Here is a 15,357-nt window from a genome sequence, read left to right on the forward strand (position 1 = left end):
CGTTAACAGATGGAAAACCTTAGGCATGCAATAGTGACCCCCGCCGCATAGAAGGCAGTTTGTATTGGGTCGCCTTAAGACGGGATGCGGAAGCGAATGTCCCCACCACGGTCGAGTATTGCGTATTGGAAGGCAGCGACTGCGCTCGCAGTTGCCGCCTCGTGCGCGCTCGGCCCCATGTCTGCCGGCAAGGCCTATGCGTTCAAGATCTTCGGCATGAAGTTCTTCGAGGGCGACGAGGACGAGGCGCAGGTCATCGACCCCGTCAATTACACTCTCACCTTCGACGCCGGCACCGACGACAAGGAACTGAAGGAGGCGCTGGAAAACAGCTCACAGCTGTTCCAGGGACAGGAAAAGCCTGTTTCCGGCGATCTCGGCCTCACGATCCGCGCCCGCGACGACCGCGACCGCCTGCTGGCCGCGCTCTATGAGAAGGCCCGCTACGGCGGCACCGTCGCAATCCGCGTCAACGGCCAGGATATCGACAGCCTGCCGCCCGATCCGTCCTTCCCGGACGGCAAGGCCATCCCCGTAACGGTCAATGTGACACCGGGCCCCACCTTCACGCTCGGTTCGGTCAAGTTCGAAGGCGATGCCGCCGGCCTCAATCCCGCCGATTACGATCTGGCACTCGGGACCAGGGCGGATTCGACGCGCATCATCAAAGCGGGCGAAAAGGTCGTCGACGATCTGCGTGAGCAGGGACGGCCGCTTGCCAAGCTGACCGAGCGCAGCGTCGTTGCCGACCACGCGGATTCGACCGTCGACGTGGTGATATCGGCTGAAAGCGGTCCCGTGGCACCCGTCGGCGAAGTCAGCGTTTCAGGAACCAAGACCGTCGATCCCGGCTTCGTTCGCGATTTCTCCAGGCTCAACGAGGGCCGCCCCTATTCGCCCGAGGATATCCGCAGGGCATCCGAGCGGCTACGCCAGCTCGGCGTGTTTTCGAGCGTCACCATCAAGGAAGCCAGCACGCTTGCGCCCGATGGATCGATCCCGATGAAGATCGAGGTGTCGGAAGGCAAGCACAAGTATTTCGGCTTTGGCGCCCAGGTCTCGACCACGGACGGCCTCGGGCTTTCGGGCTATTGGGGACACCGCAACCTGTTCGGCCGGGCGGAATCGCTGCGCATTGAAGGCTCGATCGACCGCATCGGCGAGACGCAGGAGCTGGACAAGCTCGATTATTCCGCAGGCATCCTGTTTGCCAAGCCCGGCGCCTTTGGCCCGGCCTCGACCTTTACCGCAAGCCTCAAGGCCAATATCCAGGATCCCGACGCCTATCGCGCCAAGATCCTGACCGGTGCGGCCGGCGCGACATTCGAGCTGTCTCCGACCGACACTGTCTCGGGCGGCGGCGAACTCAGCTGGGCGAATGTCGACGACGCCTTTGGCTCCAACTCCTACCTTACGGCCGCGATCCCGCTCGAATATGTCCGCGACACCCGCGACGACAAGCTGAACGCGACCGAGGGTTATCGCGCGCTGATCAGCGCCAAGCCGAGCTACGAGATCAAGGGCCAGACGTTCTTCTCGTCCTTCGAGGCAACCGCATCCGGCTACCACGCGCTTGGCGACGAAAAGCGTTTCGTGCTTGCCGGCAAGATCGGCGCTGGCGTTCTGGTCGGCGGTGACGGCCTTGCCGACATCCCCGCCAACCGCCGCTTCTATCTCGGCGGCGGCGGTTCCGTGCGCGGCTACTCCTATCAGGAGATCAGCCCACGCAACGCCAGCAACGACCTCACCGGCGGGCGCTCCTACGTCAATGCATCGCTGGAGGCGCGCATCGGCATCACCGATACGATCGGCATCGTCCCTTTCATCGACGCCGGCACGGTATCGTCGAGCACCACGCCCGACTTCTCCGACATTCGCGCCGGCGCCGGCATCGGCCTTCGCTACCAGACCCCGTTCGGCCCGATCCGCCTCGATGTGGCCATGCCGCTCAACAAATATCCTGGCGGCACCAGCTACGGCATCTATGCCGGTATCGGCCAATCCTTCTGATCCGCAACCATTTGCGCCGCGTTTTGCGCTTTCGCCGGTAAATTTCGCCTGAGCGCGCGCAGTTTCTGTCTGCAAAGATTCCGCAGCGGCGCAAGTTGCGTTATGGGTAGATCATGAATCACGTCGTCCGCTTTCTTCGCGCGACGCTGCGCTATTGCCTTTATGTGCTTGGCGTTCTTGCGGTCGCAGCCCTTCTTCTCGTCGCCTTCGTGGGCTTCACCACACCCGGCGCCCGTCTGGTCGCCTGGGCGATCGAGAAGTATGCGGCAACGCCGGACCAGATCGTGCGGATCTCCGACCCGAGCCCCCTGCTGACCGGACAGTTCACCGCCGGCAGCGTGACGCTGTTTGATGGCGAGGGCATCTATGCGGAGGTTCGCGACCTTCAGCTCGCCTGGTCGCCCGCGGCCCTCCTCTCGTTCCGCTTCGACGCCGCGGCGATTTCGGCGGGCTCGATCCGCGTAGAGCGCCTGCCTGTGCCATCGACCGAAACCAAGGAAGTGCGCTCGACCTTCGCGTTGCCGGTCGACGTCAAGATCGACGCCATCGACCTCAAGGAAATCGTCATCGGCAAGGCGATCGCCGGCGAAGACCAGTTCCTGACTGCAACCGGCAAGGTCAACGCCACCAACGAAAGCATCGCGCTTGCGATCACCGCGGCGCAGCGCGACCGGCCCGACGCCCGAGCGGTCGCCGACATCGTCTTCAATCCTGCGGGCAACGAGTTGAAACTCGAGGCCACCGTCAATGAGCCCCAGAACGGCGTGCTCGCCAAGCTCCTGCGCCTGCCGGGCGAACCCGCGGTCAACATCAAGGTCACGGGCGAAGGCCCGCTTTCGGACTGGGCCGGCACCGGAACCGCGTCGCTCGACGGCGCCGAGATCCTCAAGCTCGACGGCCGCCATGTCCAGACGACGGACGGCATGCATCGGCTGACGCTGTCCGGCGGCGGCGGCTTCGGCTCGCTGATGCCGCCGGCATTGCGCCCGATGTTCGAGGGCGAGACCAGCATCGATCTTGCCGCCGCCTTCGACGGCAAGGGCATGGTGCGCGTCGACAAGGGTCATGTCGCGACCGGCGCGCTCGCCTTCGGCGCCTTCGGCACCTTCGACAGCAAGGGTGAGAACAACCTGCAGGCAAGGCTCACCGGCACCAGTGGCGCGGTCGATTTCCGCTGGCCGCTGGAAAAGGGCGAAGCCCGAGCTCTGATCAATGCCGTCAATCTGTCGCTGGTCGGCGATGCCCAGTCGGCCGTGCTGGTCATGGCCGCCGATCTCGCCTCGCTCGCCCTGCCGGACGTGGCGCTCAGTGCCATCAAGCTTCAGGCCGAAAGCGACGGCTTCAACCTCGCAACGCAAACGGGCCCGATCAAGACCGCTGTCGAGATCGGTCAGGCCGGCTTCGACAACGCGGACCTTGCCCGCCTCGTCCAGGCGCCGATGAAGATCGCCGGCGATATCGCACTTGCCAAGGACAGCATCGCCTTCAAGCCGGTCACGATCGAAAGCCCCGGCGTCGGCGGCACGGTCGAGGGCGCCTTCTCCCGCGAAACCAACACGGTTGCCGCGACCTTCAAGCTCTTCGCCGTTCCGGCCGCCCTGCCGCCGGCAGCGGCTGAGAAATTCGATGGCACCATCGCGCTTGCCGGCAGCCTGGCGACCGGCGCCGACGGCAGCGTTACCGTCGAAAACATCGAGCTCAAATCCGGAACGATCGAAGCGGCCGGCTCGGTCGCGCTCACGGGCGGCAACCTGACGGCGGACCTGAAAGGCGTTTTGCCGGATCTCGGCAAGCTGCTTGCCGACGCCAAGGGCAAGGCCGACTTCACCGCCGCCGTCACCGGGCCGCTTGCCGAACTCGGCATCAAGGCGGAGCTGTCCTCGAGCGGGGCGACGCTCGCCGGCCGCACGCTCAGCGACCTCACCATCAGGGCCGATGCCACGGCAAACCAGAGCAGCCCGCAGGCCAGCCTGACGGCAACCGGCGCGCTCGACGGCCAGCCGATCGACGTGCGTGCCGATGTGGTCTCCAAGGATGGCCGCACCTCGATCCCCGTGCTCGAAGCCAAGATCGGCGACAACACGCTTAACGGCGCCATCAACTTCACGCCCGACTTCAAACCCGATGGCACCGTCGATTTCAAGCTGCCGGATCTTGGCCTGCTTGCCGCCATGGCCGGGCAGAAGGCCTCGGGCGACCTCGCCGGATCGGCCACCATCAAGACCACCAACGGCATCACCTCCGTCGTGCTCAAGGCCGGCGGCAGTGGCATCAGGCGCGACGACCTGACGATCGCCAAGCCGGTGGCTGACATCACCATTGCCGACCTCTCGGCACTGGCGATCAAGGGCAGCGTGCGGGCAGAGACGATCGCCCAGGGTGAAAACCGGGTCTCGGGCTTGAGCCTCGATTTCACACAGGAAGCGGGCAGGACAGGCTTTGCCATCGACGGCAAGTATGACGGCGGACCGTTGACGGCCAAGGGCGATCTGACGAGCGCGAATGGCCGCACGGAGATCCGTCTGTCGGCCTTCGGCGCAACGCCGAAGCAGATTGCCCTGAAGCTCGCGGCACCCACCGTGATCGCCATCGACAAGGGCACCGTGCGGCTGAACGGCCTGACCATCCAGGCATCGAAGGGCACGATCGCGGTCAGCGGCACCGCCGGAGAAAAGCTCGCGATCAACGCGAAACTCAACGCCCTGCCCGCCGCCCTCGTCAACGCTGTCGTCCCCGATCTCGGTGCCGAAGGCACGATCGGCGGCACCGTCGATGTCAGTGGCACGCCGGCGGCACCCGCCGTCGCCTATAACCTCAAATGGTCCGGCGCTTCGCTGTCGGCAGCGCGCAGCGCCGGCGTGGGGGCCTTCGACATTTCGGCCGACGGCAAGTTCGCCAACAACCGCGTCACGCTCGACACCACGCTTTCGGGCGCCGGTGGCCTCGCCTTCAAGGGCGGCGGCAATGTCGATATCGCCGGCAACATGCCGATCTCAATGAAGTTCACCGGCAATGTACCCTTTGCGCTCATTGCCAACCTGATGGCGGAGCAGGGCTTCACACTGACAGGCCAGGCAGCCGTCGATCTCTCGATATCGGGCGCGGCAAAAGCTCCGCAGATAGCAGGCACGATCACCACCGCGGGCGGCCGCCTCGTCGACGTCCGGCGCAACCTGGCGCTCAACAACCTGACGGCCAATGTGGCGCTCGACGGCAGGCAGGCGACGATCACCAAGCTATCGGCCAACCTGGCAACCGGCGGCTCGGTGGATGTTACCGGTACGGTCGGCACGGTGCCGGGATCCGGCTTCCCGGCCGATCTGACGATCCGGCTCAACAACGCCAGCTATGTCGACGGCACGCTGTTCAACGCCCAGCTCGCCGGCGAGATGACGCTGAAGGGACCGCTGACCGCCACGCCGACGCTCGGCGGCAAGGTGACGATCCGCAAGGCGGCAATCACCATTCCCGAAAAACTGCCGACTTCGCTGTCGGCCATCGACATCAAGCACAAGAACGCGCCTGCCAAGGTCAAGCAGATGGCAAGGGACTTGCGCAAGGACGAAAAACCGGCGGGCGCCAATGCCAGCGGCGTTATCGCCTTCGATCTCGGCGTCACCGCCAACCAGGTTTTCGTGCGCGGCCGTGGTATCGATGCCGAGCTCGGAGGTGATCTGACGATCCGCGGCACCGCTGTGCAGCCGACGATATCGGGCGGCTTCGAAATGCGCCGCGGGCGGCTCGAAATCCTCGGCAAGCGCCTGACCTTTACCGATGGCACCATCGGCTTTGGCGGCGATCTTGTTCCCACGCTCGATCTCAAGGCGACATCGACGGCGGGTGCGACGACCATCACCGTCAATGTCGCGGGCCTTGCCAACAACCCGCAGATCACCTTTTCCTCGTCACCTGCCCTGCCGCAGGACGAAATCCTGGCGCAGCTGATCTTCAACCGATCGCTGTCCAACCTCTCGGCCTTCCAGATCGCCCAGCTGGCGTCCGCCGTCAGCCAGCTGGCGGGCGGCGGCTCGACCTCGCTGCTCGACGGCCTGCGCAACAAGCTCGGTGTCGACGACCTCGACGTCACGACCGACGAGAAGGGCGGCGCCTCGGTGCGTGCCGGCAAGTATCTCAACGACCGCACCTACATCGAGCTGCAACAGGGCTCGGACTCCGGTTCCAGCAAGGCCGTGATCAATCTCGACGTCGGCAAGGGCGTCAAGCTGAAGGGCTCGGCCGCCGGCGACGGCTCGGCATCGGGCGGCATCTTCTTCGAAAAGGAATACTGACCGGGAGCCCCTTCCCGGTCCTCGCCGCAGCGGAAACCGACAGACGCGTCGCTGGTCGCCGGAACATTTCGGATGTCAACGAAATCGACGGGGTGTTCCTTCTCCCCGGACTTGCGCCTGTCCTGCGGCGATCCACGTCTCGCTTCTCGATATACGTCCTGTCCCGCGTAACGCCCGCCAACGGGCGTCTGTGTCAAACGGAAAGACGGCAGCCGCCTTCAGAGCGCCGGGCGAAAATAGATGCTGCTGATCTTGCCGTCGGGCGCGAGGCTCAACCCGCATTCCAGCGTCCCTTTGTCGAATCGGACGTCATAGACATCGGACCCCTCCTGCAGGACGCCCTTGAACACCAGCGCCTGCAGCGTTCCCAGGCGGCAGACTTCGTGCGAGATCGCCGGCGCCAACTCGCGCACCAGAGCCGCGAGCTGCGGCGTCATCGCACCGTAGTCGGGCGCACCGATCTGATGCTCGGCAAGGACGCGGCGCAGCAGAAACTCGCTGTTCGGCAGCGGGATCTTGTCCCTCACCCGCCTCTCCAGGTCTTCGACGAGCGTGCGCGCCCTCATCTCGTCGATGCGCCGGGCCGCCTGCTCGTAGCCGCCCTGGTGCAGGACGACGCTTTCTGCCCGGCCCTCTTCGTCCCGCGTGAAGGTGAGCTGTGCCGGAACGATCCGGTAGAAGAAGGCATCGTCTGCTTCCGGATAGATTTCCACCGCCCTCTGTCCGGTCAGCTGGGCCATCAGGCCGCCGTCGCGACGGGTGATGCTGAGCACATCGCCACCGTCGAGCTGAAAATCGCCAACGAGCGCGCCGTGTCTTTCGGGATCGAAGCCGATCTCCTTGCGCGGACGCGCCTGCTCATAGCGTTGCCATGCAACTGTATCCGGCGACAGATCGGTCATCCCGGTCTCCTTGGCCAAAGTGATGAGCTCGCCGACCGACACGGTGTTGCCGTTCGCTATCTTCTTGAGAGCCGCACCGATCAGCGACAGGCTGTGTTCGACCCGATCGCGCAGATCGACGAGCGCGGATTGCTGGACCGTCAGCGTCTGGCCGAGATCCGGTGCGGTGCCTGCAAGCAGGATGGTGATCCGGGTCAGGCTGAGGCCGAGACGCTTCAGGGCAAGGATCTCGGTCAGGCGGGCGATCTCCGCACCGCCATAAAGCCGCCAGTTCTTGGCTGTCCGGCGCGGAGAAATCAGGCCGCGATCCTCATAGACGCGCAGCGCCCTGACCGTCAGGCCGAGGCGTTCGGCGCATTCGGCAGCGGTCAGAAGATGGTCATGGTGTCGCTTGTCGCTCATCTCGGCCTCCTGATTTCCGGTTCTAAACTATGACCCTAGGTCCGGCTCAAGCAGCATCCTGTGCGCGTTGTATCAAGATTGGGCGGAGAATGGGCGCATCGCGGCCGGACCCATGGATTTTGGCCGACGCCGTCCCTACATGCGCTCGCGCAGCCGTTGCATGCCTTCCTGTCTCAAGCCGCGCCCGGCTCCGGTTGAAAGCGTGCGGCGTTTCGCGGTGCTCCGGCTTGCTCGTTCGGTCCTGAAGGTCGGATGGAGCGCTCGTCGACATTTTCAGTACAACGCAATTTTCAGGTGTTTCTTGTCTCTTCAGCTTCCCGACATCAATTTTCCACCGGGCTTCGGTTCGCCGCTCGAAGGTTACTCCTGGCGCAAGGACAGTCTTGGCCAATCGGAATCGAGCGTCTTCCTGTTCGATGCCGAAGGCCGACCGCCTCTGGTTCTCAAGATCGAAGAGGCCGGTCCCATTTCGGAACTGGTCGATGAGGCGGAGCGCCTGGAATGGCTGGGCAGTCAGGGCATGCCCTGCCCGCGTATCATCGCGCGCGCGGTTTACGCGCAAGAGAACTGGCTGCTGATGGAGGCCGTCGAAGGCGTCGACCTCGCCTCGAGCCCGCTTGCCGCACCGGAGAAGGTCGTCCTGCTTGCCGAAGCCCTGAGGCGCATGCACGCGCTTGATGCCGATGCCTGCCCGTTCGATCACCGGATCGGCGCACGCATCCCGATCGCCAGGCTGCGGGCGGACGCGGATCTGGTCGACGTCACCGATTTCGATGAGGAACGGCTGGGAAAAACCGCGCAAGAGCTGTTCGTCGAGCTTGAGAACAAACGCCCGCCGGAGGGAAAACTGGTGGTTACCCATGGCGATGCCTGCCTGCCGAACATCATCGTCAGGGATGGCCGTTTCGCCGGTTTCATCGACTGCAGTCGCCTCGGTGTTGCCGATCCTTATCAGGACCTCGCGCTGACCTGCCGCAGCATCGGTTTCAATCTCGGGGACGAATGGGTCCAGCCGTTTCTCGATCTCTACGGCATCCGCCGCGCCGATCGCGCAAAACTCGATTTCTACTGTCTTCTCGACGAGTTCTTCTGAGCCCGCAAGGACGATGGCCCGCGCCGCCTCAAGCGGCGGCGCGGGCCTCAAGGTTCATATCGACGACATCGGCGTCTGCAAAGTCGGTATCCTCAAGGGCGTTGAACAAGGCCCAGATATGGCCGAACGGGTCGATGAAGGCGCCGACGCGGTCTCCGGTCGACAGCGTCTCTGCCGGGTTCCTGAGCGCTGCACCCGCACCGATCGCCCTGCCCATGACCCTATCGACATCCTTGACATGCAACTCGAGAATGACCGCCGTCGTGCCGAGAGCATGCGGCGATCTCGGCCCGCCAAGCTTCGGCTCCGCGTCCCGGCGCGGATTGGCGCCGGCGATCCGGAAGACGGATTCGCCGATCCTCAGATCCGCGCTGGTCAGGATGCCGCTCGGCCACTCGTGGCGCTGCACCAGTTCGGCGCCCAGCACGTCGCGATAAAAGGCAATGGCGCGGTCCTCGTCGCCATGCCGGACAAAAAGCTTCACACAGATCTGCCGATCGGCCAGCCTGCCGCCATTGATGACCATGACATCCTCCAGTCTCGGGTGAGGCGCACATCATACAAGCGAAACGGAACAAATCAAGAACAAATGACTCGCGGCCACATTTTTCGACAGCCTTTGGAAGAAGGCGAAAACGGCTAGAATGCGCCTGTCAGCTTGCTGGTCTTCAACAGGATGTTGGTCTCGGTGACGGTGATGCCGTCGATCAGCCGGATCCGCCGCAAGGTCTCGTCGAACGACACAAGGTCCCGGTCTTCGAGTTCAGCGATGAAGTCCCAACGGCCATTGGTGCTGTGCAGCGCCCGCACCTGCGGCAGGCCGCGCAATTGCTCGGCGACCCGGTCGGCCATCTTGCCATGGACCTCGATCATCACGACTGCGCGCACGCCCGAAGCCGGGATTTCGGAGCCGGTGCGAATGGTAAAGGCGGCGATCGTGCCGTTGGCGACCAGCCGGTCGATGCGGGCCGCAACGGTCGCGCGCGACACGCCCGTGCGCGCCGAAAGCGTCGAGACCGGCAGGCGCGCATTCTGGCGAAGCGCACTGATCAGCGCCTGATCGAGGTCGTCCATGGTTCTCACTTTGTAAAATCAGACTTGGCAATCTGTCGATCTTAGCTTTCCAATCGACAGTTTTCCATCTTTTTGCTGTCACGCGTTTTGACGATAATCCGCGCAACTCACAGGAATCACCAGGAAGGAACGGGCGGATATGACGACAATCACGCTGATCGGCGCACCCATCGAGGAAGGTTCAGGACGACGCGGCGCGGCCATGGGCCCGACGGCGCTTCGCATCGCCGGCATCGACACCGTTCTGCGCGACCTCGGCCATACCGTCTATGACGAAGGCGACGTCAAGCCGTTGCCGGCGCGTGACCTTGCCAACCACCCGGGCGCCAACAACCTGCAGATCGTCGCGGCCTTCGCTCGCGCCTTGCATGATTCCGTTCACGACACCGTTCGCAAGGGCCATTTCCCGATCATCCTGGGCGGCGACCACGCGTTGTCGATGGGCAGCGTTTCCGGCATGGCGCGCTATGCCGCCGAAGTCGGCCGTCCGCTGTTCGTGCTCTGGCTCGACGCCCATGCCGACTTCAATTCGCCGGCAACCTCGCCGTCGGGCAACATGCATGGCATGCCGGTCGCCTTCTACTGCGGCAAGGCCGAGTTTGCCCCGATCCTGCCGGCGGACCGGCCGATGGTCGATCCGACCAAGGTCTTCCAGGTCGGCATCCGCTCGGTCGACGACCGCGAACGCGAGGAGATCGCCGAACACGGCGTGCGCGTCTATGACATGCGCGCCGTCGACGAACTCGGCATGGCCCACATCATGCGCCATATCCTCGATGAAGTGCGCTCGGCCAATGGCCTGCTGCATGTCAGCCTGGACGTCGATTTCATGGATCCCGAGCTCGCACCGGGCGTCGGCACCACCGTTCCCGGCGGCGCCACCTTCCGCGAGGCCCACCTGATCATGGAAATGCTCTGGGAAAGCGATCTCGTCTCCTCCCTCGACGTCGTCGAACTCAACCCCTTCCTCGACGATCGCGGCAAGAGCGCGCGCGTCCTGGTCGAGCTGACCGCGAGCCTTTTCGGCCGCCGCGTCCTTGACCGCCCGACCCGCAGCGCCTGAGGCCTGCATAATTCCTTGAAACGAAATCGTTTCAAGGGGAAATTATGCAGAAAATCAAAGTGCTACAGCGACCTTTGCGCGTCTGATCAGACGCGCGGCGCTGTAAAAAACAACGGAGGACGACGGATGAACACCACGGCAGACCTGATCGAAACCGAATACCGGCTCGGCGCACACAACTACAAGCCGCTCGACGTCGTGCTGTCGCGCGGCGAAGGCGTCTATGTCTGGGACATGGAAGGCAACCGCTACCTCGACTGCCTCTCGGCCTATTCCGCCGTCAACCAGGGCCACTGCCACCCGAAGATCTTCCAGGCGATGATGGAGCAGGCGCAGAAACTGACCCTCACCTCCCGCGCCTTCCGCAACGACCAGCTCGCGCATTTCTACGAAGAGATCGCAGCGCTGACCGGATCGCACAAGGTGCTGCCGATGAACTCGGGTGCCGAAGCCGTCGAGACCGCGGTCAAGGCCGTGCGCAAGTGGGGTTACGAGGTCAAGGGCGTGGCCGAAAACAAGGCCGAGATCATCGTCTGCTCCAACAATTTTCATGGCCGCACCATGGGGATCGTCGGGTTTTCGACCGACCCTGACGCGCGCACCGGCTTCGGCCCGTTTGCGCCGGGCTTCAAGGTGGTGCCCTTCGGCGACATCGACGCCTTCCGAGCCGCGATCACCGAAAACACCGTAGCTTTCCTGGTCGAGCCGATCCAGGGGGAAGCCGGCGTTCTCGTCCCGACGCCTGGCTATTTCCCGGCCGTGCGCGAACTCTGCACCAGGCATGGCATCACGCTGATCCTCGACGAGATCCAGACCGGCCTCGGGCGCACCGGCAAGCTGCTGGCAGAAGAACACGAAGGCATCGAGGCCGACGTGACCCTGATCGGCAAGGCGCTGTCGGGCGGGTTCTATCCGGTCTCTGCCGTGCTCTCCAACTCGGAAGTGCTTGGTGTTTTGAAGCCGGGCCAGCACGGCTCGACCTTCGGCGGCAACCCGCTCGCCTGCGCTATTGCCCGCGCCGCACTCAAGGCGCTGACCGAAGAAGGCATGATCGAAAACTCGGCACGCATGGGCGACCGCTTCCAGAAGGGCCTGACCGACATCCGCTCCAACATCATCAAGGAAGTGCGCGGTCGCGGCCTGATGCTGGCAGTCGAGCTGGTGCCCGAAGCAGGCGGCGCCCGCAAGTATTGCGAAGCGCTGAAGCAGCTCGGCATCCTTGCCAAGGACACCCACGGCGACACGATCCGCATCGCCCCGCCGCTTGTCATCACCGCCGAACAGGTGGATTGGGCGGTCGAGCAGTTCGCGAAGGTCCTCGCCTCGGCCTGATCTTCTGCCATCATAGCATTTTCCCTTGCGCCCCGGCATCCACCGGGGCGTTTTGGTATTAGCACTTGCAAAAGCAAGTCTTAACGAATCCCGGCCTATAGTCCTTTCCCAAAGCGCAAAGCGGTTCCTCCGCGCATGATGCAGCTGCGCCCCGCCGGATGTCGTCGGCGGACTTTTGAAAAACGCTCCCCATCGGCTCAATGGCCGCGCCAGCCGCGACCGCACCGCACGGAGATGTAACGAGTTTGGCGGTGTCGCGCCTCAAGGCGTCGACCGGAAAGCTGGAAGGACCTTCGATGACAAGCACCCTCAGGACAGCTGGTTTCGACGGCGAGACGCTGGAAATCATCGCGTTCCGCCTCCACGATCAGGAATTCTGCGTCAAGACCACCACGATCCGCGAGATCCGCGGTTGGGCGCCCTCGACCCCGATCCCACATTCTCCGCCGGAGGTCATCGGCGTGATGAACCTGCGCGGCACCGTGATCCCGATCATCGATCTGGCGCACAAGCTCGGCATGAAGTCGACCACGGCCAACGAGCGCAGCGCCATCGTCGTCGCCGAAGTGCACAACATGGTCATCGGCCTGGTTGTCGACCGCGTTTCCGACATCCTCACGGTCCAGGGCAACCAGGTACAGCCGGTTCCCGAGGTCACCGCTTCTTTCGACAAGAGCTTTGCCGAAGGCATCATCGCCAACGAGAACGGCATGATCTGCTTCCTCAACCTCGCGCGCATGTTCAAGGAACGCGAAGTCGAGGAAATGGCCGCCTAGGTCATCCGCCGGATCGCCATATCGAAGCCGCCTTGCCACCCGGCAAGGCGGCTTTATCATGTCCGGAAGGCAAGTATTGGCAAGATGCGGCGCCGATACGTAAACGATAAGTTGCTAATTCAACTCAAAAAGTAATATGTGACTTTTCACAACTAAAAACTGATAATTGCTATTTTAACAGCTGCTTAATAATCCTAATACTAATCTAGATTGCATAAGCAAGACGTCATGGGCATGAACGCCCACGAGTTCGAACTCCCCTCACAGCACGAAAACGCTGACCCCTTTTGGGCCGGCGGACGACGGACCAGACAATTTTCGGCAAGCCGGCATTTGTCCTTGTCCCCGGAGCCTGCGCCGCTTTCGGCCCCGCACGCCCTGTCGACACCGCAAGAAACGAGACCCGGCTTTCCGCGTAAAGCAACAAAAACCAGATCAGAGGGTAATCATGTTCTCTTTCGGGCAGAGCCTGGATTCGCGCCAGATCGTCGCCGCGCTGTCAAAGTCGCAGGCCATGATCCAGTTCGATCTCACGGGAAAAATTCTGACCGCCAACGAAAACTTCTGCAAGGCGCTCGGCTACGCCTTGCAGGACATCGTTGGCCAGCACCATCGCCTGTTCTGCGCGCCGGACTATGTCGAGACGCAAGACTATCGGGATTTCTGGGCACGGCTCGGACGGGGTGAGTTTGACGCCGGCGCCTATAAGCGCATTGCCAAGGGCGGCCGCGAAATCTGGATCCAGGCCACTTACAATCCGGTGTTCCACAACGCCAAGCCCTACAAGGTGGTGAAGTTCGCCAGCGACATCACGGCGGCCAAGATCAAGGCCAACGAGGATGGCGGCAAGCTCGATGCGATATCGCGATCGCAGGCGGTGATCGAGTTTACCCCTTCGGGCGAAATTCTGACGGCCAACGACAATTTCTGCAACGCGCTCGGCTACAGCCTCAAGGAAATTCAAGGCCGGCATCACAGCATGTTCTGCGAGCAGACTTACGTACAAGGCGCAGAATATGCCGAGTTCTGGAGAAAGCTGGCCGCAGGCGAGTTCATTTCCAACGAGTTCGTGCGCTACGGCAAGGGTGGCAAGGAGATCTGGATCCAGGCAGCCTACAATCCGATCCGCGACACCAGCGGCAGGGTCTACAAGGTCGTCAAGTTCGCGACCGACGTCAGCGAGCGCATGGGCGCAATCAAGGCGCTCGGCCTCGGGCTACAGGCGCTTGCCGAAGGCGACCTCACCCATCACTTGCCGACGCCCTTCGTTCCCAGCATGGAAGCGGTGCGCACCGACTTCAACGGCGCCATAGACCGGCTCTGCCGGGCAATGCAGACGGTCGGCGAAAATGCCAGCGCCATCGCGTCCGGCGCCCGCGAAATCCGCTCCGCCGCCGACGACCTGTCGAAGCGCACGGAGCAGCAGGCAGCCTCCGTCGAGGAAACCGCAGCCGCGCTCGATGAAATCACCACCACGGTCGCCGACTCCAGCCGCCGCGCCGAAGAGGCAGGCGGGTTGGTGGCCAAGACCAAGGCGGGCGCCGAGCGCTCCGGCGGCGTCGTCAGGAACGCCATCGGCGCGATGGACCAGATCGAACAATCCTCGCGCGAGATCTCCAACATCATCGGCGTAATCGACGATATCGCCTTCCAGACCAATCTTCTCGCACTGAATGCGGGCGTCGAGGCGGCCCGTGCCGGCGAGGCCGGCAAGGGCTTTGCCGTCGTCGCCCAGGAGGTGCGCGAACTCGCTCAGCGCTCGGCCCAGGCCGCCAAGGAAATCAAGGCGCTGATCACCGCTTCCAGCGGTCACGTCAAGAACGGCGTGTCGCTCGTCGGGCAGACCGGGACCGCGCTCGAGGAAATTCTCGTCGAAGTTCAGGAGATCAACCTCAATGTCTCGGCCATCGTCGAGGCAGCCCGTGAGCAGTCGACGGGGTTGAAGGAGATCAACCAGGCCGTCAACTCCATGGACCAGGCGACCCAGCAGAACGCCGCCATGGTGGAAGAGAGCACCGCCGCCAGCCACAACATGTCACGCGAGGCCGAAGCCCTGCACGCGCTCCTCAGACAGTTCCGGATCGGCAACGAGACGGCGCAAACCGAGATGCCGCGCCACGGCGAGGAGCGCCAACAGACAAGCCGCATGCACACACCCGCGCGCGCCCTGCGCGGCGGACAACGACAGGCCCTCGCAGTCGCCCCATCGAGCGACGGATGGCAGAATTTCTGAGCGCAATCCCTGCACCCCGCACTCAGAAATAGGGGAAGGCGGCGACCGGTCGCCGCCTTCCCTCAAATCTTTGCAAGGCAAGGCAGCGCCGCTACCTGGCGATTGAAAGCACCAGCCCTTACCTACCGATCTCGGATTGTCAGAAGCCCGGCGCGGAACCTGCTTGCAGCTGCGTTCCTGATT

Annotated in this window: 10 protein-coding genes; 7 read left to right on the forward strand and 3 right to left on the reverse strand. The window is 63.4% G+C overall.

What is annotated here, in order from left to right; translation table 11 throughout:
* The first annotated feature begins 96 nt into the window (after window positions 1–96).
* Both RTP54_RS19170 and RTP54_RS19175 read left to right on the forward strand, forming a co-directional pair.
* A complete protein-coding gene (locus RTP54_RS19170; RefSeq protein ID WP_112805366.1) occupies window positions 97–2,010 on the forward strand; it encodes an autotransporter assembly complex protein TamA in 1,914 nt (637 codons plus the stop codon).
* A gap of 113 nt (window positions 2,011–2,123) precedes the next feature.
* Window positions 2,124–6,299 carry a translocation/assembly module TamB domain-containing protein gene (locus tag RTP54_RS19175; protein ID WP_312365118.1) on the forward strand — a complete coding sequence of 1,392 codons (4,176 nt, stop codon included), beginning with the start codon at window positions 2,124–2,126 and terminating at the stop codon, window positions 6,297–6,299.
* Between the two features lie 218 nt (window positions 6,300–6,517).
* Here RTP54_RS19175 and RTP54_RS19180 read toward each other — a convergent pair whose 3' ends face one another.
* Window positions 6,518–7,603 (reverse strand): MerR family transcriptional regulator, encoded by a 1,086-nt coding sequence (locus RTP54_RS19180; RefSeq protein WP_312365120.1) that lies wholly within the window; start codon window positions 7,601–7,603, stop codon window positions 6,518–6,520.
* Between the two features lie 301 nt (window positions 7,604–7,904).
* Here RTP54_RS19180 and RTP54_RS19185 point away from each other — a divergent pair, with 301 nt between their 5' ends.
* Window positions 7,905–8,696: an APH(3') family aminoglycoside O-phosphotransferase gene (locus RTP54_RS19185; protein ID WP_312365122.1), complete on the forward strand. Its 792-nt coding sequence runs from the start codon at window positions 7,905–7,907 to the stop codon at window positions 8,694–8,696.
* Between the two features lie 28 nt (window positions 8,697–8,724).
* Here the strand turns inward: RTP54_RS19185 and RTP54_RS19190 are convergent, their stop codons facing one another.
* Together RTP54_RS19190 and RTP54_RS19195 are read right to left on the reverse strand one after the other, a co-directional pair.
* On the reverse strand, window positions 8,725–9,222 hold the full coding sequence (locus RTP54_RS19190; RefSeq protein WP_312365125.1) for a VOC family protein: 498 nt from the start codon (window positions 9,220–9,222) through the stop codon (window positions 8,725–8,727).
* Between the two features lie 113 nt (window positions 9,223–9,335).
* Window positions 9,336–9,770 (reverse strand): Lrp/AsnC family transcriptional regulator, encoded by a 435-nt coding sequence (locus RTP54_RS19195; RefSeq protein ID WP_065780784.1) that lies wholly within the window; start codon window positions 9,768–9,770, stop codon window positions 9,336–9,338.
* Between the two features lie 139 nt (window positions 9,771–9,909).
* Between RTP54_RS19195 and rocF the strand changes: the two genes are divergently transcribed.
* The 4 genes from rocF to RTP54_RS19215 all read left to right on the forward strand — a co-directional run bounded on the left by rocF (window position 9,910) and on the right by RTP54_RS19215 (window position 15,174).
* A complete protein-coding gene (gene rocF / locus RTP54_RS19200; protein WP_112805376.1) occupies window positions 9,910–10,833 on the forward strand; it encodes an arginase in 924 nt (307 codons plus the stop codon).
* A gap of 126 nt (window positions 10,834–10,959) precedes the next feature.
* Entirely contained in the window at window positions 10,960–12,165 is a 1,206-nt protein-coding gene (gene rocD, locus RTP54_RS19205; protein ID WP_077502193.1) for an ornithine--oxo-acid transaminase, read from the forward strand.
* Window positions 12,166–12,461: 296 nt separating this feature from the next.
* Entirely contained in the window at window positions 12,462–12,941 is a 480-nt protein-coding gene (locus RTP54_RS19210) for a chemotaxis protein CheW (RefSeq protein ID WP_025425030.1), read from the forward strand.
* A gap of 448 nt (window positions 12,942–13,389) precedes the next feature.
* A complete protein-coding gene (locus RTP54_RS19215) occupies window positions 13,390–15,174 on the forward strand; it encodes a PAS domain-containing methyl-accepting chemotaxis protein (protein ID WP_312365146.1) in 1,785 nt (594 codons plus the stop codon).
* Window positions 15,175–15,357 lie beyond the last annotated feature (183 nt).

This window comes from Ensifer sp. (assembly GCF_031989085.1).
Classification (GTDB): domain Bacteria; phylum Pseudomonadota; class Alphaproteobacteria; order Rhizobiales; family Rhizobiaceae; genus Ensifer.

Bases quoted from the DNA above. Each gene is read 5' to 3' on its own strand.
- rocF (WP_112805376.1), top strand. From the start codon at position 9,910: ATGACGACAATCACGCTGATCGGCGCACCCATCGAGGAAGGTTCAGGA.
- RTP54_RS19190 (WP_312365125.1), bottom strand. From the start codon at position 9,222: ATGGTCATCAATGGCGGCAGGCTGGCCGATCGGCAGATCTGTGTGAAG.
- RTP54_RS19215 (WP_312365146.1), top strand. From the start codon at position 13,390: ATGTTCTCTTTCGGGCAGAGCCTGGATTCGCGCCAGATCGTCGCCGCG.
- rocD (WP_077502193.1), top strand. From the start codon at position 10,960: ATGAACACCACGGCAGACCTGATCGAAACCGAATACCGGCTCGGCGCA.
- RTP54_RS19170 (WP_112805366.1), top strand. From the start codon at position 97: ATGTCCCCACCACGGTCGAGTATTGCGTATTGGAAGGCAGCGACTGCG.
- RTP54_RS19175 (WP_312365118.1), top strand. From the start codon at position 2,124: ATGAATCACGTCGTCCGCTTTCTTCGCGCGACGCTGCGCTATTGCCTT.
- RTP54_RS19210 (WP_025425030.1), top strand. From the start codon at position 12,462: ATGACAAGCACCCTCAGGACAGCTGGTTTCGACGGCGAGACGCTGGAA.
- RTP54_RS19180 (WP_312365120.1), bottom strand. From the start codon at position 7,603: ATGAGCGACAAGCGACACCATGACCATCTTCTGACCGCTGCCGAATGC.
- RTP54_RS19195 (WP_065780784.1), bottom strand. From the start codon at position 9,770: ATGGACGACCTCGATCAGGCGCTGATCAGTGCGCTTCGCCAGAATGCG.